This window comes from Pseudomonas sp. BE134, assembly GCF_031456105.1.
In the GTDB taxonomy this organism is placed as follows: Bacteria; Pseudomonadota; Gammaproteobacteria; order Pseudomonadales; family Pseudomonadaceae; genus Aquipseudomonas.
This window is the reverse complement of record NZ_JAVDUA010000001.1, coordinates 309503-333987: the sequence shown is the minus strand read 5'-3', so window position 1 is coordinate 333987 and position 24485 is coordinate 309503. Positions and strand designations below refer to the sequence as shown.

Sequence of the window (24485 nt, the reverse complement as noted above, 5' to 3'; positions counted from 1 at the left end):
CTTAAAGATGGCGCCTAAGATGGCGCCTAGCGTTTCCACCCCGAAAGCCTCGCAATCCGCGCCTTCGCGAGCAATCAACCCCCTCGGAGATCTCCATTTCAGTGTTTTTTAATTCTGGCGACATCGGCCATAACGCATAGTTTGGTCATTTTTTGTGGGATCAAGACGCCGCATGCCGAGCAAAAAGGCTTCCATGCGTCCTGGTAAGCGTCCATTTCGACCTGGTTCGTTCAGTGCAACAAAGAGCCAGGATGCGAGACCTCTTTTAAAAATGGCTGAACCCTTTAAAAGTGACCACGTCTGTAGCCCAATGAATGCGACGGTTTGCGATTTGCTGAGAGCTGAGACGCGCTCGAAACACGTGACATGCCGCATAGGCTCAATCGCTCGCCCTCAGATCGTTTCAGTCTCATCCGCCGGTGCACGATGATCTACAAAGGTCGAATATCAAGGAGAAAACTCCGGAGCCATGCCGAGGTGATGTGAACCTCGCCCTCGGTGTGAAGACTCAGCCTGGTTGCGGACTAACTCCGTCGGCGTGCGTAGCGTGGATAGATGTTGGAGCGCGTGACCAATATGTCAGCTCAGGAGAGATTCAAGTGTTCAGAACGGCGCTATATACGCGGAAGGAGACTATCTAAAGGTGGCTTAAATACTGAAGCTTCGAAGAAGCTTCAGTATAAATCACTAATGCTTTAGGATTTCAATAGTCTTTTTCATAGGCTGACAACTGGTCGCCCTCAAGCGCCATTACATATTCAAAACACTAACTTTTAAAAATGGCCGAAACTTTTAAAATGATCAAGTCCGCTAAATATGGCGAAGAACTGCGGAGCCTCTGTATTTTCGGAGTTGTACGGCTAAACACTTTTAAAAATGCCCGAATCTTTTAAAAGTGACCTCCTAGATTACGTCTTTCGTGAACACCAACCCAGCCATCTAAAGCAACAGTGGCGCCTCTCAAGATCTGGACGGTTAAAGTGCTGAGCCCACACGGCTTGGGGCGTGCAGCCGTGCGGTCGGAATTTCCTAATCCAGATTCGACCATAACTCTCAATATATAAATAAATGGGAGTGAGTTGCCTGGCCGTCAGTGAAACTTTCCAAGGGCGTACTTGCAAAGCCAGGCTTGCTATGTATAACCTACATGACATCGATCAAATGGTAAGGGCTAGGTGATGAGTGATTCATCCAAGCAGACGGACACACTCGCCTCGAACAAACGGAAGGATACGCCCCCTACTTCCGATAATTCCCAGAATCGGAAATCTGCAATGCAGGATCCCGTGGAGCATAACAAGATGTTGGGGCCGTATCCGCTGTTCAACACCTATAAGGAATTCGTCAATCACACTAGAGATGAACCCGACCCGTGCCTACCGCTGGTGATGAATTATCTGGCAAATTTTGATGCGCATCTGAAACCCGCGGACGGTTTCGATGCCGTCCGTGGTTTTCTGCGTTCATATTCCAATGTCGAGGCGACATTCATTTCATATCGCACCCATGCCGAGCGCCTGCTGCTTTGGGCATTGTTGATTAGAAAGAAGCCCCTGATGGAGCTGCGTCGCGCAGACGCCGAAGCCTTCTTGGAGTTCTGCATGACCCCACCCATAGGTTGGCTTGGCCCCGTGACACGTAGCAGATTTCTGATCGTGGCATCCGACAAATATTTAGAGCTGTGCCCAAATCCACGCTGGCACCCATTCACGGTCAAGTCAGCGAATCGCATAGGTAATGCAGCAGATCTTGACGGCCCCGTTGCTGGCGTTCCATACCAGCCATCACGAGGGAGCATTTCCCAAGTTTTCTCGGTTTGCAGCAGCTTGTACGAATACGGTCTCGATGAGGGCCTAACGTCAACGAATCCCTTCAGGGCGATCAAACAGAAATCGCGCTTCAAAACGTCGCGCTCAATGGAGCAAACCGGACGTGCGCTCACGCCTCTTCAATGGGACTTCGTACTCACCACCGCTGAAAAAATGGCAGCAATGGCTCCTGAACAACACGAACGCACCCTGTTCATTGCCGCCACGCTGTTTTCGATGTACCTACGCGTTTCAGATGTTTGTGGTCGGGTGAATTGGCAGCCCACAATGGGCTCATTCAAGACAGATCCCGAAGGCAACTGGTGGTTTCACCTCGTTGGTAAGGGTGACAAAGCCGCCAAGGTAGCTGTGAGACCCGAATACATTGATCGTTATCTAAAGCGCTACCGACGGTTCATGGGGCTTTCTGAACTGCCATTACCTAATGAGCAGACACCTCTTATTGCGACTCTGAATGGTCGTCCAGGTTTATCAACTCGAATGGTTCATTTGATCATCCAAAAGCTATTCGACCGGGCTGTTAATGAAATGGTTAACGAAGACCGCCAACCTGGCGAAATCGAATCTCTGCGGGTGGCCTCCACACACTGGCTAAGACATACAGCTGCGACACTTGATGCTCCTTGGCGAGACTCAAAGGACTTGCAGATGGATCTACGCCACAACAATTTGTCCACTACCCAGGACATCTACTACAGCAGTTATGAAAATAAGCGCTCGTACTCGCTTAAAAAACTTGGTTTGAAAAATCGCGAATAATTTTCAGAGACAACTGGTAGAAAAAATAATGGAATCAATGCCCCGCCCTTGCTTTGAAGCGCTGGAAGAGTTTTCACGGCTAGACCCAGACACCCTTGATGATGAGCTGCCTGTAATTCAGCGTTTTCTCAACAATTGTCCAGCCAGCAGTCTGCCGACGAAAAGCTACTTGCTGGTTAAGCAGTTTTTGATTAAGCATGCTGAATCCACGCGCTATTCAAACTACCGAAGGTATATCGAGCGACTTTTACTCTGGAGCATTTTGGAGGTAAAAAAACCCATAACCGATTTGAATGAAGGCGACATTCAGGAGTTTATGAGTTTCTGCACATCTCCTCCCGACTCCTGGGTGGCAGATAAGTCATGTCGGCGATTCACTCTCGGCGAAACGAAACAGGTAATAGGAATTAACCCCGCCTGGCGTCCGTTTAGCTTTGATCAGACGTCTGTTGGGGAAGACGGTACTCGCTTAACGTACATAGCTGGTAAAGGCGCGCTCGCTAAACAGTGGTCTGTGATTGCGACTTTTTTTCTGCATCTGCACTACAGTGAACTTATAGCAGTCAACCCTGCGCGAAGGCTACACGCTGCCGGCTTCTACGCTTCAAGTCTTCCTATTCACACAGGTGCGAATATTTTCACTGATGAAGAGTTTGCGGTCTTGATGTTGACGCTCAGCGACATGGCGGATGAGGAAATCAAAAATGAACGTACGCTACTCCTGATGGCGTCAATTTATTATCTTAGGATGCAGCCATCTGAGATCGACAGCTTAGGGGATAAACTAACGTTCAGTGCGCTGGGGCTCATGCGCGATGGAACTTACGATTTAGTAGAGGACAATTTCCCGGGCAATCGGGCATGGAAAATCCATCCTGAGTTTGTAGCTAAGTATGTGAATCGTTATCGTAAAAAACTTGGCCGAAAATCCCTTCCATTGGAGCGTGATCACACATTGTTGTTCGGGAAGATTCGTGGGAAAGGTTCGATAAGCTCAGCTCATGCGAGATTGTTATTCCGGACTGTATGTCAGGTTGTCATAGATAGGCTTACCGAAAGCGGATATGAAGTCTCACCTGACTCAGGGTTCCGTAAAGCGAGTTTGTTCTGGTTACGAGAAACAGGTATGCACCACAGCGCAAGGACGATGGGGATGGATGACGTAATCAGACTTGCGCGAAAATCAAACGCCGAAAATGCCTACCAACGTTTCTTTGCGTGGCGTGGTTAGAATTTAGCAGGCTGCCCTACTCTTTACCGGGGTTAATTCCAGTAAGTTTTTTTAGCTCAACTAAATGACTATTTAGTCGAGCTAAGTCCAGACGAACCTCAATCGTATTCGACTGATGTGTTCGAGGGAACGGCCACTCTCCCTCGAATTATCGCCCTCATCCGTAGTGTTGCGGATCGTGATCCGTTATCGGCATGCTCGGCGCATCCGCCAGCCCTGAATCGTGGTACCCGGAGTCAGCCGGCTCGGGCGTTGCGGCGCCCGGGTGTAACGGGCTATCCGGTGGCGGCTGGGAATCCGGTGATTGCATCGGATCTGGCTGGCTGAGGCGGGCTGGATCTACGCCGCCGAACTGCAGGTACCCCTCGACTGTTGGACTTTCGCTCTGCCCCTCGTACTCTGCTGCCAGATGATCAGTATTGGTCTGGGTAAATTGCAGGTACACATCCACGGGTGATGGCTGTGCTGTCACGGTGATGGTCACGTTGTGCGTGGTGCCATCGACACTACTGACCGTGAAGGAGTCAGCCAGTTGTTCTCCTTCGGTCAATTGCTGCACGGCGACCTGGTTATCGTCGGCGCTGTAATACCAGGCTCCATTGGCGTCGATGGCGAGCGAACCGTACGTGCCCACCAACGCGTCCGCACCGTTATGCGCTACGAACGACGCTTCGTTGTCATCAGGGTCGCTAATGGTGAGCTGACCGCTCGTTTCCAGCAGATGACTGCTCTCGGTGAAGCCTTCTTTCTGGACGTTGCCGGTATCGACGCCTGCAATCACTGCCTCCTGGTTGGTGCCGGTCAGGTTGATCAACAGGTCCTGCGTTGCTGTCGCACCCTGACTGTCAGTGACGGTGATCGGGATGGTCAGCACCTGGGTCGCGCCTTCTGCCAGATGCCTATAGGCTGCATCGGACGGATCGAAGCTGTAGCTGCCATCGGCGTTCAAGGTGAAACCTGCCACGCTCGAGGTACTGCTGTAGATCAGCGTGTCGCCCGTGTCGGCATCGGTGCCGAGCAACTGGCCAGTGACCTTGGCGCCCTCTTCCACCGAGTCCTGCGCGGTGATGGCGCAGAGTACCGGAACGTCATTGGTGCCGATCAGGGTGATGCTCAGTATCTGTGTGGCGCTGCCGCCGTGGTTGTCAGAAGCCGTCAGCCCGATACTCAGGGTCCGCGTCTCCCCCGCCATCAGGTTTTGGTAAGTCGCATGGCCCGGATCAAAACGGTAGGTGCCATCGGGGTCGATGCTGAATCCGTCGATCATGGTATCGCTGCTGTACGTCAGCAAATCGCCGGTGTCGACGTCAGTCGCCGTGGCATGGCCGGTGATGATTGCGCCGTCTTCAGTGGCAGTGATTGCAGTCAGCACGCTCATCACCGGCAGGTCGTTGCTGCCAGTAATCGTAATCACCAGATTCTGCGACGCTGTCGCCCCCTGGCTGTCGGTGACGGTCACCGGGATTGTCAGGACCTGCTGTGCCCCTTCGGCCAAGTGCTGATACGCAGCATCGGACGGATCGAAGCTGTAGCTGCCATCGGCGTTCAAGCTGAAGCCTGCCACGTTCGAAGTACTGCTGTAGATCAGCGTGTCGCCGGTGTCGGTATCAGTGCCGAACAACTGGCCAATGATTTTGGCGCCCTCTTCCACCGCATTCAGCACGGTGAGCGCACTCAATACCGGCACATCATTAGTGCCGTGCACCATAACGCTGATTTGATACGGCGTACCGTCGGCGCTGGTCAGACTGACATTGTCGGTCAGGGTCGCGCCTTGCCCCAAATGTTGAATGGCATCCTGGGCATTGTCCGCCGAGTAGCGCCAGGTGCCGTCACTGCGCAACTCCAGCGTGCCATAGGCGCCCTGCACGGTCTGCGCGGTGAGAATGCCTTCGCCGGTATCAACGTCGGCCAGGCGGATCTGCCCGGAAACCACCAGTTGGCCAGTGGTGACGCCCTGGTCCTCGGTGAGGTCGCCGGTGCGCTGTCCAGTGATGATGGCGGCATCGTTGGTACCGTGGACGTCGATGGTAATGACCTGTGTGACTTCGCCGCCATGTTGGTCTCTACCGTGGGCGATGAAGGTCTCGCTAACGACTTGACCATCCTTGAGCGCCTGCACTTGGGCCGAGTTGCCATTGAGCAGGTAGCTCCAGGTGCCATCGACGCTCATCTGAAAACGGCCATAGGCGCCAGCCGTGTTCATGCCTGTCCACTGCGTGGTGTCACCGGTATCGATGTCAGTGGTGGTCAATTGGCCTTGGGTGCCGGGCGTGGTGTCTTCCGTGGTGCTGCCGCGCACGTCGCCACCCACCACGGGCAAGTCGTTGCTGCCTCGGATGGTAATGACCACGTCCTTGCCCACCGACACGCCGCTGCCGTCGACAGCCGTGACATGGAAGGTTTCGGTGAGACTGTCACCCGCGTTGAGTGCCTTGACGACAGGGTCCACCCCATTGAGCGTGTAGACCCAGGCGCCATCGCTTGTGACCTCGAAATGACCATGGGCGCTGTCCACGCTCTGCGGGTTGACCGTCGCTACGTCGCCGGCATCCGGATCGCTCGCGAGCAGTTTGCCGCTGGTCTGGAGCGTGCTCTTGTCGGTAACGGAGCCTGTGGTCGCGCCGTTGATCACCGGCGCGTCGTTGATTCCGCCGACCACCAGGCGAATCTGTTCCAGGGCCATATGGCCATTGCTGTCTCTGACCTGCACGGTGAAGGTGTCAATGAGCTGCTGGCCCGCAGCCAGGCTTTTAAGAGCGGTGTTGGCAGCAGACTGGTCAAGCTGGTAGCGCCAGTTGCCATCCGGATCGATCGACAGCGTGCCCACTTGGCCGTGCGCGCTCGACACCAGACTGAAGCTGAAGGTCGCGCTAATGTCCGGATCTAGCACCGGGATCTTGCCAGTCAGCACTTCCTTGGCGCCGGGTTCGGCGATGCCTTCAGTGACACTGGGGACCATCGGGCCATCGGCCGTGCCATACACGGTCACGACAGCTTCACGTGAACTCGTCGCGTTGTGATTGTCGATGACATTGACCATGAAGCGCTCGACAACGGACTCGCCGACATTCAGGTACTGCGCCTTGGCATTGTCGAGGTGGTAGGTCCAGTCACCATTGTTGTCGATGCTGAAATCACCGACTTGGCCTTTGCCTTCCTGCACGCTCCAGGTCGCGCTGTCGCCGGTATTCAGGTTCTGCACGGCGAGGCTGCCACTGGCGGTGAGCTGCTTATCCTCGATCGTGGTGCCTTGGTCCACGCCGACGATGTGTGGCGTGTCATTGGTACCATAGATGGTCACGGTGAACTGAGTCTGTACAGTGTTGCCGCTGGTGTCGACGCCGCGGACGTTGAAATACTCCTGGACCGATTGTCCGAGATTGAGCGCCTGGACCTGCGCCGCATCGTTATGCAGGCTATAGATCCATTCGCCGTTGGCCCCCAGGGTAAGGACACCAAAGGTGCCGTTGACGGGCGTCACCTGCCAGGTGACCGGACTGCCGATGGGCGAAACCCCCGTCAGCAGGCCAGAGCGAATGAGCGAGACATCCTCGGTCACATTGACACTGACCGACGGCAGGGTCTGCGGCGGCGTTTCGCTGCCACCGCCGCCTGTGCCTTGTTCGGGCGGCGCGTTGGGGGCCTGTGTGCCGACCACGGTGACATTGACGAAGCACTCCACGCTTGCGCCATGGTTATCGGTCAGTTGCACACGAAAGCTATCCGTCGCCTGGTCTCCAGGCTGCAACGCCTTGGTGTCGGTGTCGTTGATGTCGAGCGTGTAGGTCCACTGGCCATGAGGGTCGAGCTGCAGCGTTCCGTACTTGCCTTGGCCGTCACTGAGGGTCCAGGTGTCGGTGTCGAGCTGGTCCGGATCTTGGCCGACCAGGCGTCCGGTCGCGGTTTTCGAGACGTACTCAAACACCACGCCGGTGGCGACACCGCTGATAAGCGGCGCATCGTTGGTGCCGTGCACCGTGATCGTGACCGGCCGGTAAGTGACGCCGCCGTTCTGGTCGATCGCCGTGATGGTGAAGGTTTCGGTGGCAGTCTGTCCTTCGGCGAGAGCCTGAACGTATGCCTGCGAGTCGAACAGCTGATAGGTCCACCGCCCATCGGTGTTCAAAGAGAACTGACCGTATGTACCAGCGTACTGACTCTGCTCGAAGCCCGGCTGGTCACCGCTGTCCACATCATCGACGCAGAGGCGCCCGGTGACGCTGCTCTTCTGGTCTTCAGAAACATCGCCACTGTCGACGCCACTGATAATCGGCGCATCGTTATGGCCGCGAACTGTGATGGTGACGTCCTTGAAGTCGGTCACCCCATGCGAGTCAGTGACTTGGACGCGGAACGTCTCGGTTGCGCTGGCGCCCTGCCCCAAGGCATCGACAGTGGCTGAGCCCGTGTCAAGCTGGTAGGTCCAGACGCCCTGCGCATCGAGGTTCAGCGTACCGAGCTGGCCATGGCGGTCGCCGACGACTGCCCAGCTCGCGGTGTCACCGCTGTCCACATCGCCGGGCAGTAACTGACCGCTGACACGGGTGGCGATGTCCTCTGTCACTTCGCCGCTGCTGGTACCGCCGATGTGCGGGCCGTCATTGGTGCCGTGCACCTGCACCTGGATCGTGGCGGAGCTGCGCTCGCCCGCCGCGTCAGTGATGTTGACGACGAAGCGATCGACGACCGTCGTCCCTTCGGCGAGTCGGTCCGCTTTAGCGTGATCGAGCGTGTATATCCAATGCCCGTTCTGATCGAGCGTCAGGGTGCCGTAGTTGCCCACGCTCTGTCCGCTGTAACCATCGATCGACCAGGCCAGGGTGTCATTAATGTCCGGATCGCCACTGGCAATGGTGCCTTGGGCAGTGGTCGCGCCGATCTGGTCTTCGGTCACGTCCCCGGTCAGCGCCGGTGAATTGGGGTCGATGGCCGGTCCGTCATTGGTGCCGGTGACCTGGAGGGTAACCTGCTGGTCGGCATACCCACCATGGTTGTCAGTGACACGCACGATGAAGCTGTCTTGTGGCGTGTCGCCGGCCTTGATCGACTGTGAACGCGCGGGGTCGAGGCGATACGTCCAATGGCCATTCTGGTCGATACTGAGCGCGCCATAGAGACCTTGCGGGGTGAGCACCTGCCACGTTCCGAGTTTGTCGCCGGTGTCGATGTCGCTGAACGACAGCGCACCGCTGGCAGTCAGGGTCCGGTCTTCGACCACGCTTCCCTGGTGTGCGCCGCCGATGACTGGATTGTCGTTGCTGCCGTTGACCTCGATCGAGATCACCTGATTGACCGGCGTGCCAGACCCATCGGTGCCCCGCACGGTAAAACTCTCGGTGTGATGCTCGCCCACTGCCAGGGCCTGGGTGGCGGCGCGTGAGTTGTCGAGGCTGTAGTTCCAGGTGCCGGTCGCAGTGTCGAACGACAAGGTGCCGTAAGTACCGGTACCGTTGACCAGCGACCAGTTGAAGCTGTCACCGGTGTCCAAGTCGGTATGGGTCAGGGTGCCGGAAACCACACTCTGCGGGTCATCCTCGGTGACCGCGCCGGTGCTGCTGCCACTAATCACCGGGAGGTCGTTGGTCCCGGTAATGACGATGTCCACGGTCTGCTGCGCGCTGGCACCGTGGTTATCGGTGACGATGGCGGTGAAACTCTCATGCACCTTCTGACCCGCCGCCAGGGCCTGGGTTACCGCGCGGCTAATGTCGAGCGTGTACGTCCAGGTACCGCTTGCCGCGTCGAGGGCCAGAGTGCCGTAGTTGCCTTCGGTCGACGTCAGGCTCCAGGACAGCCGCGCGTCGGTATCGACATCACTGGCCACCAGCTTGCCGGTGGCGGTGGGTACGGCGGCATCTTCAGTCACCGCTCCGATGATGACGGAGCTTGGGCCAATCTTCGGTGCGTCGTTGGTCCCCAGCAGGGTGACCGTAATCTGATGTGTCGTGCCATCAACGCTTTGCACCGTGAAGGTGTCCGTCACCGTCGCGCCTTCGCTCAGTTTCTGCACCGCCGTCTGGTTGTTGGCGGCGCTGTAGTGCCAGGCGCCACTGGCATCAATCGTCAGGCTGCCATATTTACCTGCGAGGGCGCTGGCGCCACTGCGCGGCGTGAACACCGCTTGGCCTTTATCTACATCGCTGATGGTCAGCTGGCCCCCGGTTTCCAGGTTGCCGGTGGCGGTCTGATCCTCGGTGACGCTGCCGTTATCCACCCCGGCAATCACCGCCCCCTGGTTGGTCCCGGTCAAGGTGATGGTCAGGATTTTTGTCGCCGTGCCGCCGTGGTTGTCCGTCACCGTCAACGGGATGTTCAGAATCTGCTTCGCACCGGCGTTCAGGCTTTGATACGCCGGGTTGCTCGGGTCGAAACGGTAGGTGCCGTCCGGGTCGATGCTGAAACCGTCGACCGTGGCGTTGCTGCTGTAAGTCAGCGTATCGCCGCTATCTATGTCAGTGGCAACGGCTTTGCCTGTGATCGCGACGCCGCCTTCGGTGGCCGTGCGTGGGGTCAGCACGCTCATTACCGGCAGATCATTGGTGCCGGTAATGGTAATGACCAGGTTCTGCGTGGCCGTGGCGCCCTTGCTATCGGTCACGATCACCGGGATCGTCAGGACCTGCTGTACCCCTTCGGCCAGGTGTTGGTAAGCCGCATCGCCGGGGTTAAAGCTGTAACTACCGTTGGCACTGAGGGTAAAACCGGCGGTGACCAAGGTTGTGCTGTAACTCAGCGTATCGCCCGTGTCGATATCGGTCGCCGTCAGTTGCCCGGTCAGAATGTCCCCATCTTCCACCGCGTTACGCGCGCTGATGGCGTTGAGCACCGGCACATCGTTGGTCCCGTTCAATGTGACCGTCACGGTATGCTGGGTGCCGTCGAGGCTGGTAATGGTGAATTGATCGGTCAGGGTGGCGCCCTGCCCCAGTTGCTGAACCGCCGCCTGATGGTTGTCGGCGCTGTAGTACCAGGCGCCGCTGGCGTCGATACTCAAGGTGCCATAGCTGCCGGTCAGTGCCTCGGTACCCGAGTGGTCGGTAAATACCGCCTGGTCGCTGTCCGGATCGCTGATCGTCAACTGGCCGGCCGTTTCCAACAGATGGGTGCTGGGGGACGTCGTGTCTTCCATGACACTGCCTGCATCCACCCCGGCGATCACGGCACCCTGGTTGGTGCCGGTCAGGGTGATGATCAGAATTTTCGTCGCCGTGCCGCCGTGGTTGTCGGTGACCGTCAGCGGGATATTCAGTGTCTGTGTTTGCCCGGCCAGCAGGCTTTGATACGCCGAGTTCGCCGGGTCGAACGACCAGGCACCCTCCTCGCTCAGGGTGAAGCCCGGTACCTGCGCCGAAGTGCTGAAGTTCAGGGTATCGCCGGTATCGACATCAGTGGCATTGAGCTGGCCGTGCTCCACGGCACCGCCTTCTATCACACTCAATTGCGGCACATTCAGCAGCAGCGGATTGTCGTTGGTACCCCGTATGCTGATGACGACATCCTGGCGAGCCGACGCGCCATGCTCGTCGGTGACCAGCACGCTGAAGCGTTCGCTGACCGGCTGTCCTTCCGCCAGACCTTGAGTGGCCGCACGGTTGTTGTCCAGGGTGTAGATCCACTGACCACTGGCTTCGTCGATGGACAATGTTCCGTAGACCCCAGACGCAGACACCAGACTCCAGCTGAGCTGGCTGGCGATGTCGACGTCACTGGCGATCAGTGCACCACCCACCGTGTTCGATGTGGCGTCCTCGGCGATCGCCCCGATGGTGATCGAATTCTGGCTGATCACCGGCACATCGTTGGTGCCACTCAGGGTGATGTCGATGCTGTGCTTTGTGCCGTCGACACTTGTGATGGTGAAGTGATCGGTCAGCGTGTCGCCCTGCCCCAACTGCTGCACCGCCGCCTGGTCGTTGTCCGCCGCGTAATGCCAGGCGCCCGAAGCATCAATCGTCAACAGGCCGTAGCTCCCGCTGATTACCCCGGCCCCACTATGCTCGACAAAAACGGACTGGTTCTGATCCGGATCGGTGATGCTCAGCTGCCCACCGGTTTCCAGCCAATGACCGTCACTGGTGACCTGGTCTTCTGTGACGGCACCGTTATCCACCCCGGCAATCACCGCCCCTTGGTTGGAGCCGGTCAGGGTGATGGTAAGGATTTGCGTCGCTGTGCCGCCGTGGTTGTCGGTCACCGTCAGCGGGATGCTCAAAGTCTGCGTCTCACCGGCGATCAGGCTTTGATAAGCCGGGTGGCTCGGGTCGAAATGGTAAGTGCCGTCCGGGTCGATGCTGAAACCGTCGACCGTGGCGGGAGTGCTATAGGTGAGCACGTCGCCATTGTCGATGTCGGTGGCAATCACCTGGCCGGTGATCGCAACCTCGCCTTCGAGGGCCGTGATTGCCGTCATGCTCATAACCGGCAAGTCGTTGGTACCGGTCAGAGTGATGTCAATCATCTGCTGGGTGCCGTCGACGCTGGTAATCGTGAAGTGTTCGGTCAGTGTCTCGCCTTGCCCCAGTCGCCGCACCGCAGCCTGTTTGCTGTCCGCCGCGTAATGCCAGGCACCGGTCGCGTTGATGGTCAGCACCCCGTATTGGCCGGTCAGTGCGTCGCTGTCGCTGTGCGGCGAGAATCGGCTTTCGCCGCGGTCCGGATCGCTGATGGTCAGTTGCCCGCTCGTTTCCAGAAGGTCCGTGCCGCTGCTAATGTTTTCATCGGTGACAGCACCACTGACCACGCCACTGATGACAGCGCCCTGGTTGGTCCCGGTCACGACAATGAGCAGATTTTGCGTGGCTGAACCACCGTGTTCGTCAGTGACTGTCAGCGGGATAACCAGCGTTTGCTGAACCCCGGCGGGTAACGATCGATAGGCGCTGTGGGCCGGGTCGAAGCGGTAGCTGCCATCCGGATTGAGGGTAAAACCGTCGACCTCGGCGGCGGTGCCGTATGTCAGCGTGTGGCCGTTATCCACGTCAGTAGCGTTAAGTTGGCCGGTCATCAGCGCGTCGCCTTCAGTGGCGGTGCGCGCAACGAGGGTGTTGAGCACTGGCAGATCATTGGTGCCGGTGAGATTGATCACCAGGTTCTGCGTGGCGGTGCCGCCATGGCCATCGCTGACCGTAACCGCGATGATCAGTTGCTGTGTCTCGCCTTCGGCCAGGTATTGGTAGGCGGTGTTGCCCGGATCGAACCGGTAGCTGCCGTCCGCTGCCAGGAGGAAGCCCGGCACATCGGCAGTGGTGCTGAAACTGAGCTGGTCGAGGGTGTCGACATCAGTCGCGGGGATTCTCCCCTGAATAATGCCGCCCTCTTGCGTCGCGTGAAGCGCGTCAACACGCCCGATGACCGGGTCATCATTGAGCCCGATGATGGTGATGGTCAGGCGCGCGGTGGATGCCGCACCGTACTCGTCGACCACACTGGCGAGGAAATACTCGGTGGCCACCTCACCCTCGGCGAGCGCCTGAGTCGTCCCGCGATCATTGTCGAGGTGATACTGCCACTGACCGGTGGCCGCATCGAGCGTCAACTCACCATATTGGCCGTGCACGGTGTCGACCTGCCAGTGCAGCTGGGCGTCCTGATCCGCGTCGCGGGCCTCAAGTCGGCCGCTGACGAGTGTCTGCCCGTCTTCCCGGTGGCTGCCGGTGAGTACCGAGGCCTCAGTGATTTCCGGGCGGTCGTTGGTGCCTTCCAGCTCGATGCGAATCAGCAGATCGACGGGCGCCTGATGGCCCGAACTGGCGCGCACCAGAAACTCCTCGATGACATGCTGACCTTCGTTCAGCCCCTGAAACGCAGGACTGGTGATGTTCGGGGTGTAACGCCAGGAGCCATCGGGTTCGACCTCTAACCTGCCATAGACACTTTCCGGCGCCAGCGCCTGCCATTGAACGGCCACGCCCCCTTCACCACCGCTTGCACTGAGATGGCCGCTGACTTGTTGTTCGGTGTCCTCGATCACGCTGCCGGCAAGATCGCCGGTCGCCAGCAATGGTGTCGAATCGTCGATTTCGATGTTGCTGTCGCTGTTGATGCTTTCGTCTTGAGCGTGCAACGCGTGCGGAGCGCTGGCGCCGCCACCAACAGGTGCCAGCTCGGCAGCCTGCAGCGCTTTTGCGTCCAGATCTCCAGCCACAAAAGCCGCTGCGCGGGCCGTATCGACGAAGTCCGGCCTCGATATATAGCCGGCCTCAGCAGCGAAGCCGCTCGGGCCAGATGCCGGCCCCGCAATGACGGGCACCAGGTCAGGTACGGGCAATGGCTGCTCGGCGATGGAATCCATCAGGGCACGAGCGGGCGATCGCTCGGAGGCGCCACCGGCATCAGGCTGTTCGCCAGGCAGTGTTTCCCCTTGCTTGTCCTCGGTCCAGCCCAGAGGGCTTTTTACGTCAGAGGTATCCTGCTTGCCCAGTGGCTGTTCATGCGCACGCAAGCGTCTGGCGGCTTCTTCCGGGCTCATTCCCGGGCGCACACCTGAAGTCGAACCGTCTTCATAATTGGCCATGATCTGTTCCCTGTGCTCCTGCGCCTAGCGTTCGTGGAATGCCATGTCGGCACCGAGAAAAACGGGCTTGGCAAGGTACTGGAACACCGTCTTGCGGCCAGTGACGATATCCGCCTCGCCGGTCATGCCGGGGATCAATTGGCGGTTCGCGTCGTTCCCGACATAGGCCTTGTCCAGCTGGATATCCACCTTGTAAAAGGTCGCGCCGGTCTGCTCCTGGCGAAACACCGATGGGGAGATGCGCTTGACCTTGCCCGACACTGAACCGAAGCGGCTGAAGTCGAAGGCATCGACCTTGACCAGCGTGGTTTGCCCGATACGCACGAACCCGATATCCCGTGGCGAGACCAGGACTTCCATCACCACGCCGCCTTCGCTGGGCACCAACTCCGCCACCGTGCCGCCGGGTGCAATCACCGCACCGGCGCGGGTATCAGGCAGTTGCTTGATAAAGCCGGCGACTGGCGCCACCACATCGGTACGCCCATGGCGGTCTTTCAGGGCAACCATCTCCGCATCCAGCTCATGAATCTTCTCGATCAGTTCGCTGCGCTTGGCCCCCGCTTTCTGGTCAATCTCGTCCAGCACCTGCTGTAGCGCCGCTTGGGCCACGGCGATGGACTTTTGCAGTTCGGTGATGCGCGAATGCAGCTGCGCAAGGTTGCGTTCGACCTCCGCCGCATGCTCTTGGGCCTCGGCCATGCGCACCGCAGAAATCGCTCCCCTGGCGAAGCCATCCTGGTAACGGGCCTGGACGCCAAGGGTCAGGTTCAATTGGTTGCGCATCGCCGGCAATTCGCCCTGGGCGCCGCTCAGTGCCGCCCTCTGCTGCTCTAAGACGGTACGCTTGGAATCGGCCAGTGAGGAGTTGAGCGCCAGCTCATTGAGGTAACGCTTGATCGCTTCCGCCACCAGAACCGGCTGATCGGCGAAGGGAGAAAAATTCGGCCGACGTCCCTCGATGACAGCCCCCCACAGTTCGAGATCGATCTGCAGGGCGGAGCGGCGCACGCTAACCTGATCGAGATCCTTCTGCACATCCGTCGTGGCAAACCGGGCGATGACTTGCCCCGCCTTGACAGGCTCGTTCGCCTCGACCAGCAGCTCAGTGAGGATGCCGCCCTCCTTCGACTGCACGAGCTGAATCCGCGACACCGGCTGAACCTCCCCACGCGCTTTGGCCAGCTCATCAACCTGTGCAAGCAGCGTCCAGAGCAGGAACAGCACCACCAGGGCAACAATCGCCAACAGCAGTCGGCGCAATTGCCGCGAACTTCGGCCATCGTTGAGCAGGTTGGCAATATTGGCACTGGCGCGATCGTCGGCCCCGGTGATGGTAATGATTTTTGGAAGTGGGTCGATCTTAAGCATGAACCGGTCCTTTTAAGCTGTCCTGCGCCGCAGGTATCTGGCTTTGAGGGGCGACTGGCCCGACATGAATCAATTTGCCCTGATCGAGAATCACGATCAGGTCCGCGGTTTCGATCAGGTCCGCACGGTGCGTAGCAATCACCACGGTGCTGATGCCGCGCAGGCTGTCGAGCAAGCGCTTGAACATGCCGTCCAGCACCGGATCGCCGTCGCGCAACGGGTCATCCAGCAACAGCAGGGGTGGATCGTCCAGCACGGCTTCGACCATGCCCACCACATGACGTATACGCAGGGCATCGGGGTCTTCGCGCCAGGGATCGAGCTGCAGGCTCAGCGCCGCCTCTTCGCTCGTGCAGCCGAGCAAACTCCACCAGGTTTCGCCCGCGACACGGGCAAAACAGGCATTGATTCGCTCGTCGCTGGCAGACGGATGGGACAACCGGAGGAAGTCACGCACCGGCAACGGCAGGTTCTGCAGGGTCTGCGCATGAAAACCGACCCAGACACGGTAATCCGCCGGGTCGAACTGACGGATATCCCGCCCGTCGAGCACCACGCGACCACTTTGTGGCATGCGCACGCCGGACAGACATTGCAATAGCGTGCTCTTACCAGCGCCATTGGGCCCGACCACCACCACACGCTGGCCCGGCTGCAGCTCGAAGCTGATGCCGTTGAGCGCAGGCTCCTGTTCGGCGGTATAGCGATAGTACAAATGGTACACGGCGATACGAGGCGACAGCGGTTCGACCGGTGAATACATCTGCGGGTGCTGTGCCTCGCCAGCGGACTGCATCAGTCGCTCCAGTTGCAGGCGTGATTCTTTGATCTGGCTGATGCGCAGGCTAAGGGAAAAGAATTGCTGGGCCGGGGTGGTGACGTGCCAGACCAGCATCATCGTGGCGATCAACCCGCCCGCCGTCATGCCCTGAGACAGGACCAGAGCGATGCCGGCGGCCATGGTGCCCAGCACCGTGAACATCCCCAAAGCCTGGCCGATGCTCTGCACCAGCGCCTGGGCCAGGGCCAGATCACGATTGGCCTTTGCGGCCTGGCTGGACATGTCGCGCATACGCCGCAACCAGTGGTGATTGCCACTAATGCCCTGTAGGGAGCGAAGCCGCTGGATACCGCTGGAATACTCCTCCAGCAGCCGGTTGCCAACGCGGCTTGCGTGAACGGACTTACGCTGTACATAAGGCTGTACCAACCAGGCCGCGAGCCAGAACAGCAGCAGTCCAATGATCGGCACGAAAACAATCCAGCCGCCAAGCAGCGCGATCACCACGATGAACACCAGCACGAACGGATAATCAACCAGCGCCACACCGCCCGCACCGCTGAGGTACTGACGCACGCCTTCCAGGGAGCGCATGCGGTTGAGGTTGTTGTTCAGGCCCAGCCGCGACGAATACTCCAAGGGCAGACCGAGGGTTTTGCGAAACGCCGCAGTGCCAATGCTTGTGCCGGCCCATGCCCCCATGCGCGCTAGCAGTGTCGCGCGCCCGAGGCGCAGCCCCCAACCGCAGATGATGGCGACGATCGCCCCCAACCCCAGCGTGGTCAGCGTGCCAGTGGCGCCACTGGGAATTACCGAGTTGTAGACCGTCATGGTGAACAGCGACACCGACAACGCCAGGAGATTGGTGACCAGACTGATCAGCCCGATCCCGAGCAATTCGCTTTGAGCCTTCGCCATCAGTCGCGCAAACCAGTCGGGCTGAGGGGCATCGATGGGCAAGAACCCCGCTTTGCGCTGGATCATCAGCAACTCGGTGTCATTCGACGGCTGCCAGCCCTCGACCGGGCTCACGCCGTCATGCCACCAGTCTTTATTGTCAAGACGACCGAGATAGAGCATGCACTGCTCACCGGTGATTGCCAGGGTGCCGACCGGCAGGTTTTCCATCAGGTTGTCACGTTTGCCACGGGGCAAGTAATCGGAACGGAACCCGATGTCCGCCAACAGCGTGCGCAGGTCTTCTACGGTAAAACCGGCGCCCTGGGCCGGAAGGCTGGGCACCAGATTGCGCGGCGCGCCGAACCAGTCCAGCGCCACCAAAAGTGCGGGCAGGCAGCGAGCAATCGCCGAGGCACCGAGACGCGCCTCGCCGAGCAGCGTGGCGATGCGCTGTATCCGTGCACGCTCACTCCAGAACACCTGCAGTTTGTTTGCCCTGTCTGACAGGATGGAGCTGATATTTTCAGCCTGCATGCGGGTGACTCCTGCCAATGTGGATGCTGCGGTCGCACGCACCAATCATGATCGGCTTGTTGCTGGCGACCAGCACCGTGGGGCGACCCGCCATGTTTTGCAGTAACGCGGCAAGGCGTTTTTGTCCGTCCAGATCCAGACCGCTGCCAGCATGATCCAGCAACAAAATCTTGGGCTCACGCACCAGCGCCCGAATCAGTGCGATGCGCTGGTAAACCCCTTCGTCGAACTGTTCGGCGCCCAAGGCTCCGATTTCCGTCAATGCGCCACTGCGCAGACGGCCGAGAAATGGCAACAGGCCTAGTGCCTCCGCATAATCGCGCGCCCGCTCGTTGTACCGCGGGTCGAACAGGGTCAGGTTGTTGAGAATCGAACCCGCCACCAACGCAGGATGACGTGGCACCAGGCTTACGCTGTGGCGCAGGCTGACGGCCGAATATTCGAGTACCGAATGACCATCCAGGCGCACCTCCAATCCCTGTTGGCGCCCGGTACCCGCCACCATGGCCAGCAGTTTTGACGCCAATGCCGCATCGGCGGCATCCAGGTGGACCAGCTCGCCGGAGGCGATGTTGATGGTTAAGTCGGGGTTGTTTTCCCTGAGCAGCTCAATACACCCTTGAGTGACGATGAGCGATGCCCCGGTCTCGTCGCGCTTCTGTGGATACAGCACCGCATCGCCGACCGGCAGTTCAAGCAGGTGCTGGACTTTCGCCTGCGCTTCCCGTGCCTGCGCCAGGCGCGCCAGATAGCCTAACCCGAGCATTGCCGGGCCGATGGAACGTCCAGCGAGCAACGTACAGGCGGTCAGTCCGCCAGTGCTCAGTTCGCCCTTCATCACGTCAATCGCGCCAAAAATCACGATCAGAACCGTGGACAACTGGCCCAACAGCGCAGCATTCTCACGTACCCAGGCGACGAGCATTTCCAGACGGGCCGACGCTTCCATGTAGCGTGCATTCATCACCGCGTAGTTGCGGCTGAGACCGGGCTCGGCGCCGCGGGATTTGACCTCGGACAGCCCGGCGAAGGACGCCCACAACAAGTTACGACGACGGCTATCGGCGGCTTCGACGTTGCCCAGGGTTCGCTCAGTGGCGGCCTTGACCAGCAGCGTCATGCCCAGGGCAACGGCAAACAATGTCAACGGAATGACTGCCAGCCAGCCACCGATGTAAGCGACCAGGCCGATATAAACGGCAATAAACGGCACCTCATACAGCGCCACCGCGGCATTGCCAGACCACTGATCCCGCACTTGCGCCACCGAACGTATACCGTCGATGACGTTGGCGGTGCCCATGCCTTCTACGACATTGATATCAGCCTTCAGCAGACGGTCGAAAATACGCGTGGTTGTTTCGCTTTCGTATTGCGCGGCGATGTGCGCAAACAGCGCAGTGCGGCCGTAACGCAGAATAACTTCAAGGATGATGGCGATACCGACACCGAGCACCAGGAACACCGCCGTGCCGTAGGACTGGCTTGGCAGGATGCGGTCGTAGATCTGCAGCAATGCCAACGGCAATGCCAGGGCCAGCAGATGAATAACCAAAGAGACGGCTGCAACGTCCAGTCGATGAAAGCGCGGGCGATCGTCGACTACCGGTACGGAGGGTTTCGCGGTTGAGCTGTTCAACGGGACTTACTCGAGACGGGGTCTTTCGGTAAAGCAGGCGGGAGCAATTTATTTTGCCGCGCGAGCACGACGGGGAAAGGCGCGCCCGTCGCTTCTGCCAAGTGGATGCAGTAACGCATGTCACCCACACAGCTGCTCTGAAATGAGCTGAACCGTATCAGTCGGACGCTGAAAAACGCTGAAAATTTCTGAACAATGCGCTTTTGACGTTACGAAGGGCGTGTTGGCGTGTATTTAACGGGTCATTGCGCCTGTTCCATTTGCCTGCAAGGCCTCGCTCAGACATTTCTGCGCCCGCTCAAAATCGTAACGTTTCACCGCGCTCTCCAATGGCTGGAAACTGTCTGCAAACGCACCGCGCAGGACGCCCGCCTGTGTCGCGAAATAAGGCACGGCCTGCGCATCGAAGTCACCCAGCAGGGCATCGAGATGTCGGCAAATCGTCTGCAACTCGACAACGTCGACCGCTATGGGCTCGGCCGCGACCACACAGGGCAACTTCTCGCGTAATTGCCCCAGCAGTGCTTCCAGGGGTTCGGTCAAGTCTTGCAGACAGACCTGCAGCTCAACGAGTGGCCTGTTTGCACGCAATGCCTGCTCCAATGCATCTGCCGCTTGCGCGATGGTGTCAGCACCGATGGTCGCTGACATCCCCTTGCAGCTATGGGCCAACAGCTCGGCCTTTTCCAGCTTTCCCATCGCCAGCGCTGCGCGCAACTGCGAGAGCAAAGGTCTCTGGCCGGCCAGGTAGCTGTGCAACAAATCCAGATACAGGGTGTGCTTGCCCAGCACCCGGCGTAGCCCGGCCGCCACGTCAACGTCCACGCCAGCGAAACTCAAGTCTCCACCGGGGGTGATATCGGCCGTTTGAATGCCTGCAGCTTCACGCGTTGCGCCGGTAGGCTTGATCCAACGCAGCAGCGTACGGAACAGTGTGTCCGGGTCGATAGGTTTGACGACAAAATCCACCATGCCTGCCTCCCTGCAGCGTTCGCGATCGGCCAGCATGGCGTTGGCGGTCATGGCAACGATGGGCAGATCACGCTTGCCTGGCAAGGCACGAATGGCTCGCGTCGCGCTCACGCCATCGAGTACCGGCATGTGCATGTCCATCAGCACCAAGTCGTAGTCGACCGTTTGCATCCGACTGATGGCAACGAGCCCATTTTCAGCAATATCAACCACTAATCCGGCATCACGCAGCAGTTCGCTCGCCAACTGCTGGTTCAGTGCGTTGTCTTCGACCAACAGTACACGCGCCCCGAAAATGGCCGCCATGATGCACGCCTCGGGAATCTCCGGCGCAAAGCTTTGATGGGCGCTGTTATCGTCATCCCTCGCCAGCATCCGGCTACTGTTCGGGGTGTGGCATTGCAGTTTTTGGGGCGCAACTGGCACGATCCCGACCCGAGCGGTAAACCAGAAGGTCGAGCCCTGGCCAACAACGCTTTCCACGCCGACCGCGCCGCCCATCAATTCGGCCAGCTTCTTGGCAATTGCCAGGCCAAGGCCGGTGCCGCCGTATTGGCGGGTCGTCGAAGTATCGGCTTGCTGAAAGCTTTGGAACAGGCGCCCCATTTGCTCTTCAGACAGACCGATGCCGGTGTCCTTGACCGCAAAATACAGCAGCGCATCGGACTCTCGGCACTCATGTAAACGAACAACGATTGAGATCTCGCCCTGTTCGGTGAACTTGATCGCGTTACCGGCAAAATTGACCAGGACTTGCCCCATGCGTAGCGGATCGCCCATCAGCGTGGTCGGGACGTCGCTGGCCACATCAAGGATCAATGCCAGGTTGCGCTGCGACGCCCGCGTACCGACCAGGTTCACCACGTTATCGAGCAGTTGCTCAAGGGTGAACTCGGTCTGTTCGATATTCAGCATGCCGGCTTCGATCTTGGAAAAGTCGAGCACGTCGTTGACGATGCCCAGCAAATGCTTGCCAGATTGCTGGATCTTGTCGATGTAGTCTCGTTGGCGCGGGTTCAAGTCGGTTTTCAACGCCAGATAGCTCATGCCGATGATCACGTTCATCGGTGTGCGAATCTCATGGCTCATGTTGGCCACGAAGTCGCTTTTGTGTTGGTCGGCGATCTGAAGTTGACGATTCTTTTCCTGGATTTGAATCAAAACACAACGTAATTGCTCACTGGTCTTGGTCGTTGTTTCGATCAGCGCCCTTAACTTGTCGGCCATCACCCGCACGCGGCCCAGGGCACTGTCCTGAGGCGCATCTGGAATCGATACCTCCAGATTACCGGTAGCAAGCTCGTTCAATACCCGATTGAGCTCGGCAGGAGCGCCTCCCAACAGTTCCAGGATCTGCCTGCGCCCACAGTAAATCAGCAAGCCGAACTCAGCGATCAGCATCAGCAAAATCGCCACGAACAAGTTCTGTGCGACATTGAGCTTGTGGTTCGCCAGGATCACTTCCTGCGCGGTGCGAACATCCACCAACTCAAAAAAATCGTCCACCGGCGCCATGACCCGTGCCTTGTAGACATGGTATTGCGGGCTATACAGCAGTGTCCGGGCCCGGACGAGATCGGGCTCGGCATTCACCGTGTAATTGCCTTGGTCATCAGCAAACCGGCCCTTGACCGCGTTCATTGCCTCGACTTCAAGCTTGGTCAGACCGTCGGAGTTGGCCTTCGCCTCTTTCAGCTTGTCAAACTCCGCCTCCGAAAACCCTACCTGCTTCATCAGCGTTTGCAACGCGACCGGTTCCCCATCGGGACGAGGTTGCGCATTGCCACCTGCAACAAAAGTCCAGTAAATACGGTGATAGTCTTGCGGGCGCGGCGCTTTGCCGTTGCGAATATCAATGATCTTCAGGTACTCGCGCTCATATTCCGGGTTCGCCGTCACCACGTAGGTACGAGCCAGGCGCGTCAAACTATCGGAACTGTGACGCAGTTCATCAGCGAGTAAATAAGATTGGTAGCGCTTCTCGCTGATTTCTTGCGCATCGTGCGCCGCTTGTTTGATGCCGATGTAGGAATACAGCAGACCCGCGAACGTTGCAGCTATCGCAATCAGCAAACAATGGATAATTTTCGGACGGTTGGCCGCTTTCATTTTTATGGTTTTCCGGACGCTACCACGCGGGCATGACCTTATAAGCAAGGCAGGGAATCGGCCTATGCTCATCGCCTCTGCCAAGAGACCGCAGTAATACACGCCAACGACAGGCCTGCTCTGAAATGCACCGAGCCACACCCCGCTGGGCGCTGAAAAACGCTGAAAACTTCTGAAGCGCGCCCTTGTAGAGCCATGAGACGACTTGCGTTACTCACCGAAGCTTCGAACTTCAGTCAACGCAACGCCCTTTCGCCCGAGTTGCTTGACGCCATACATGGCCTGATCCGCCGCTTTGAGCAACGTATCAAGGCTCTGGCCATGCAGGGGGCACAACGAAACGCCGATACTGCACGAGAGGGTGAGCTCTCCCGCAGTGGTTGCAACCGGTTGCGCAATGGCTTCCAGCATTCTCTCAGCCTTGATTTCAGCAGATTCTGTGTCGGTCAAATTCGCAATCAGAACCACGAACTCATCTCCGCCGTAGCGAGCGACGGTGTCACTCGAACGAGTGGCATGAAGCATGCGATTGGCGACTGCCCGAAGAACCTGGTCCCCGACCTCATGGCCGTGCTTGTCGTTGATCTCCTTGAAGTGATCCAGGTCGATCAACAGCACGGCAAACGACACCCCGTACGCTTCCCAATCCGAAAAGGCCTGTCCAAAGCGATCGGCAAAGAGGTAGCGGTTAGGTAATTGGGTGAGCACGTCATGGGTTGCCAGATAAGTCGAGCGTTGGTGTTCGACCTCTGCCCGTTCGATGGCCTTGAAATGACGAATCAATACCAATGGCATGAGCACGAGTGCAGCAGCCAGAACCGCGAGAATCACCAATGTCTCCGAAGTTAGAACGTCCCCTAAGCGCAACTGACGCTCAAACAATAATGTCATGGGTTGTGAAGCGCTGCTGATTTCGACCCGCTCAACCAGACGTGGAAAGAATAGGCGATCCAGGAAACCGGCTTCCTCGGTCTGCGTTGAAAACACATTGCTTTCAGATCCTGCGGTGGTTTTCAGGGCAGCGCTGATGTGAACCAGAGGATCCAGGTTCGCCTGCTGCACTGCATCCAGCAACGAGCCCGTCTTGAGCAATAGCAACGACACCATCGTGCTACCAAAAAAGTTCGGCCGGGCGTTTTCTTGCGCTTGTTCAGGGCGGCTGACTGACTGCATCAGAATGTAAGCGTTGCCACCTTCATACATTGAGAAAACAGGTGATACGACAGGCTTCAGATTATTTTGGGTTCGAGCCAGCGCATAGGAGAGATGGGGGACGGTTTCGAGCCTGACGCCATAGATCGAACTGGACTCCGCAAGTGCCGGATACATAAACAAGACAGGCCAGGTCTCGTTGAGATAGGCCTGATGTTGGGCAGGTTGCTGAGCGAGGCTGGGGAAATCCTTGAGTTCAAAGTCTGGCCGCCAGGTGCGGCGTAACAGGTCTTCAAAAGCCGCCTGCTCGGCGATGGGGACCGCCCTCGCCGCCTCCAGCATATAGATGTGGGGATAGGCGGATAAAACGGCTGCCGCGTAACGCGCCGCAGCTTGCGTATCACTCTGGTCGACGGCCTGAAGAAATGCCGAGAAACCCGCCAACACCGCTTCATTGGTATCCAGTTGATTGCGCACAATGCCGGAAATGTTCTGCACGTATTCCAAGAATCGCGTCTCTCTGCGCTGCGTCTCGGAATTGAGCAACAGCACAGCCGAAAAACCCACCAGGCCGACCGCCAAAACAACGAACCCCAATAAGGATCTGCGCCGCTTATTCATCATCCTGACTTCCAATGCGCGTAGCGCCATCCTTACCAGGAATGGCGCAACAGCCCTTAGGATCCTTGTTC

At 58.5% G+C, this 24485-nt stretch carries 8 protein-coding genes; 2 read left to right on the top strand and 6 right to left on the bottom strand.

The window, feature by feature from the left end; translation table 11 throughout:
- Nucleotides 1–1274 precede the first annotated feature (1274 nt).
- Both J2Y56_RS01405 and J2Y56_RS01400 read left to right on the top strand, forming a co-directional pair.
- A complete protein-coding gene (locus J2Y56_RS01405; protein ID WP_405046834.1) occupies nt 1275–2588 on the top strand; it encodes a tyrosine-type recombinase/integrase in 1314 nt (437 codons plus the stop codon).
- Between the two features lie 28 nt (nt 2589–2616).
- Nucleotides 2617–3819, top strand: a complete 1203-nt coding sequence (locus J2Y56_RS01400) for a hypothetical protein (RefSeq protein WP_310348121.1) — start codon at nt 2617–2619, stop codon at nt 3817–3819.
- Nucleotides 3820–3976: 157 nt separating this feature from the next.
- Here the strand turns inward: J2Y56_RS01400 and J2Y56_RS01395 are convergent, their stop codons facing one another.
- The 6 genes from J2Y56_RS01395 to J2Y56_RS01370 form a co-directional block, all read right to left on the bottom strand.
- On the bottom strand, nt 3977–14335 hold the full coding sequence (locus J2Y56_RS01395) for a VCBS domain-containing protein (RefSeq protein WP_310348119.1): 10359 nt from the start codon (nt 14333–14335) through the stop codon (nt 3977–3979).
- 24 nt (nt 14336–14359) lie between these two features.
- A complete protein-coding gene (locus J2Y56_RS01390; protein WP_007942971.1) occupies nt 14360–15706 on the bottom strand; it encodes an HlyD family type I secretion periplasmic adaptor subunit in 1347 nt (448 codons plus the stop codon).
- Nucleotides 15699–17921: an ATP-binding cassette domain-containing protein gene (locus J2Y56_RS01385; protein WP_310348117.1), complete on the bottom strand. Its 2223-nt coding sequence runs from the start codon at nt 17919–17921 to the stop codon at nt 15699–15701. Before J2Y56_RS01385 ends, J2Y56_RS01390 begins: the two co-directional genes overlap by 8 nt.
- The gene (locus tag J2Y56_RS01380; protein ID WP_310348114.1) at nt 17911–19560 is read right to left on the bottom strand and encodes an ABC transporter transmembrane domain-containing protein; all 1650 of its coding nucleotides are present in this window, start codon (nt 19558–19560) and stop codon (nt 17911–17913) included. Before J2Y56_RS01380 ends, J2Y56_RS01385 begins: the two co-directional genes overlap by 11 nt.
- A 234-nt stretch (nt 19561–19794) precedes the next feature.
- Nucleotides 19795–22641, bottom strand: coding sequence for an ATP-binding protein (locus tag J2Y56_RS01375; RefSeq protein WP_310348110.1), 2847 nt, complete (start codon nt 22639–22641; stop codon nt 19795–19797).
- Between the two features lie 210 nt (nt 22642–22851).
- Entirely contained in the window at nt 22852–24417 is a 1566-nt protein-coding gene (locus tag J2Y56_RS01370; protein WP_310348108.1) for a GGDEF domain-containing protein, read from the bottom strand.
- Nucleotides 24418–24485 lie beyond the last annotated feature (68 nt).

Excerpts from the sequence above, each read along its gene's own strand:
- J2Y56_RS01405 (WP_405046834.1), top strand. The coding sequence starts at position 1,275 with ATGCAGGATCCCGTGGAGCATAACAAGATGTTGGGGCCGTATCCGCTG.
- J2Y56_RS01400 (WP_310348121.1), top strand. The coding sequence starts at position 2,617 with ATGGAATCAATGCCCCGCCCTTGCTTTGAAGCGCTGGAAGAGTTTTCA.
- J2Y56_RS01395 (WP_310348119.1), bottom strand. The coding sequence starts at position 14,335 with ATGGCCAATTATGAAGACGGTTCGACTTCAGGTGTGCGCCCGGGAATG.
- J2Y56_RS01390 (WP_007942971.1), bottom strand. The coding sequence starts at position 15,706 with ATGCTTAAGATCGACCCACTTCCAAAAATCATTACCATCACCGGGGCC.
- J2Y56_RS01385 (WP_310348117.1), bottom strand. The coding sequence starts at position 17,921 with ATGCAGGCTGAAAATATCAGCTCCATCCTGTCAGACAGGGCAAACAAA.
- J2Y56_RS01375 (WP_310348110.1), bottom strand. The coding sequence starts at position 22,641 with ATGAAAGCGGCCAACCGTCCGAAAATTATCCATTGTTTGCTGATTGCG.
- J2Y56_RS01370 (WP_310348108.1), bottom strand. The coding sequence starts at position 24,417 with ATGATGAATAAGCGGCGCAGATCCTTATTGGGGTTCGTTGTTTTGGCG.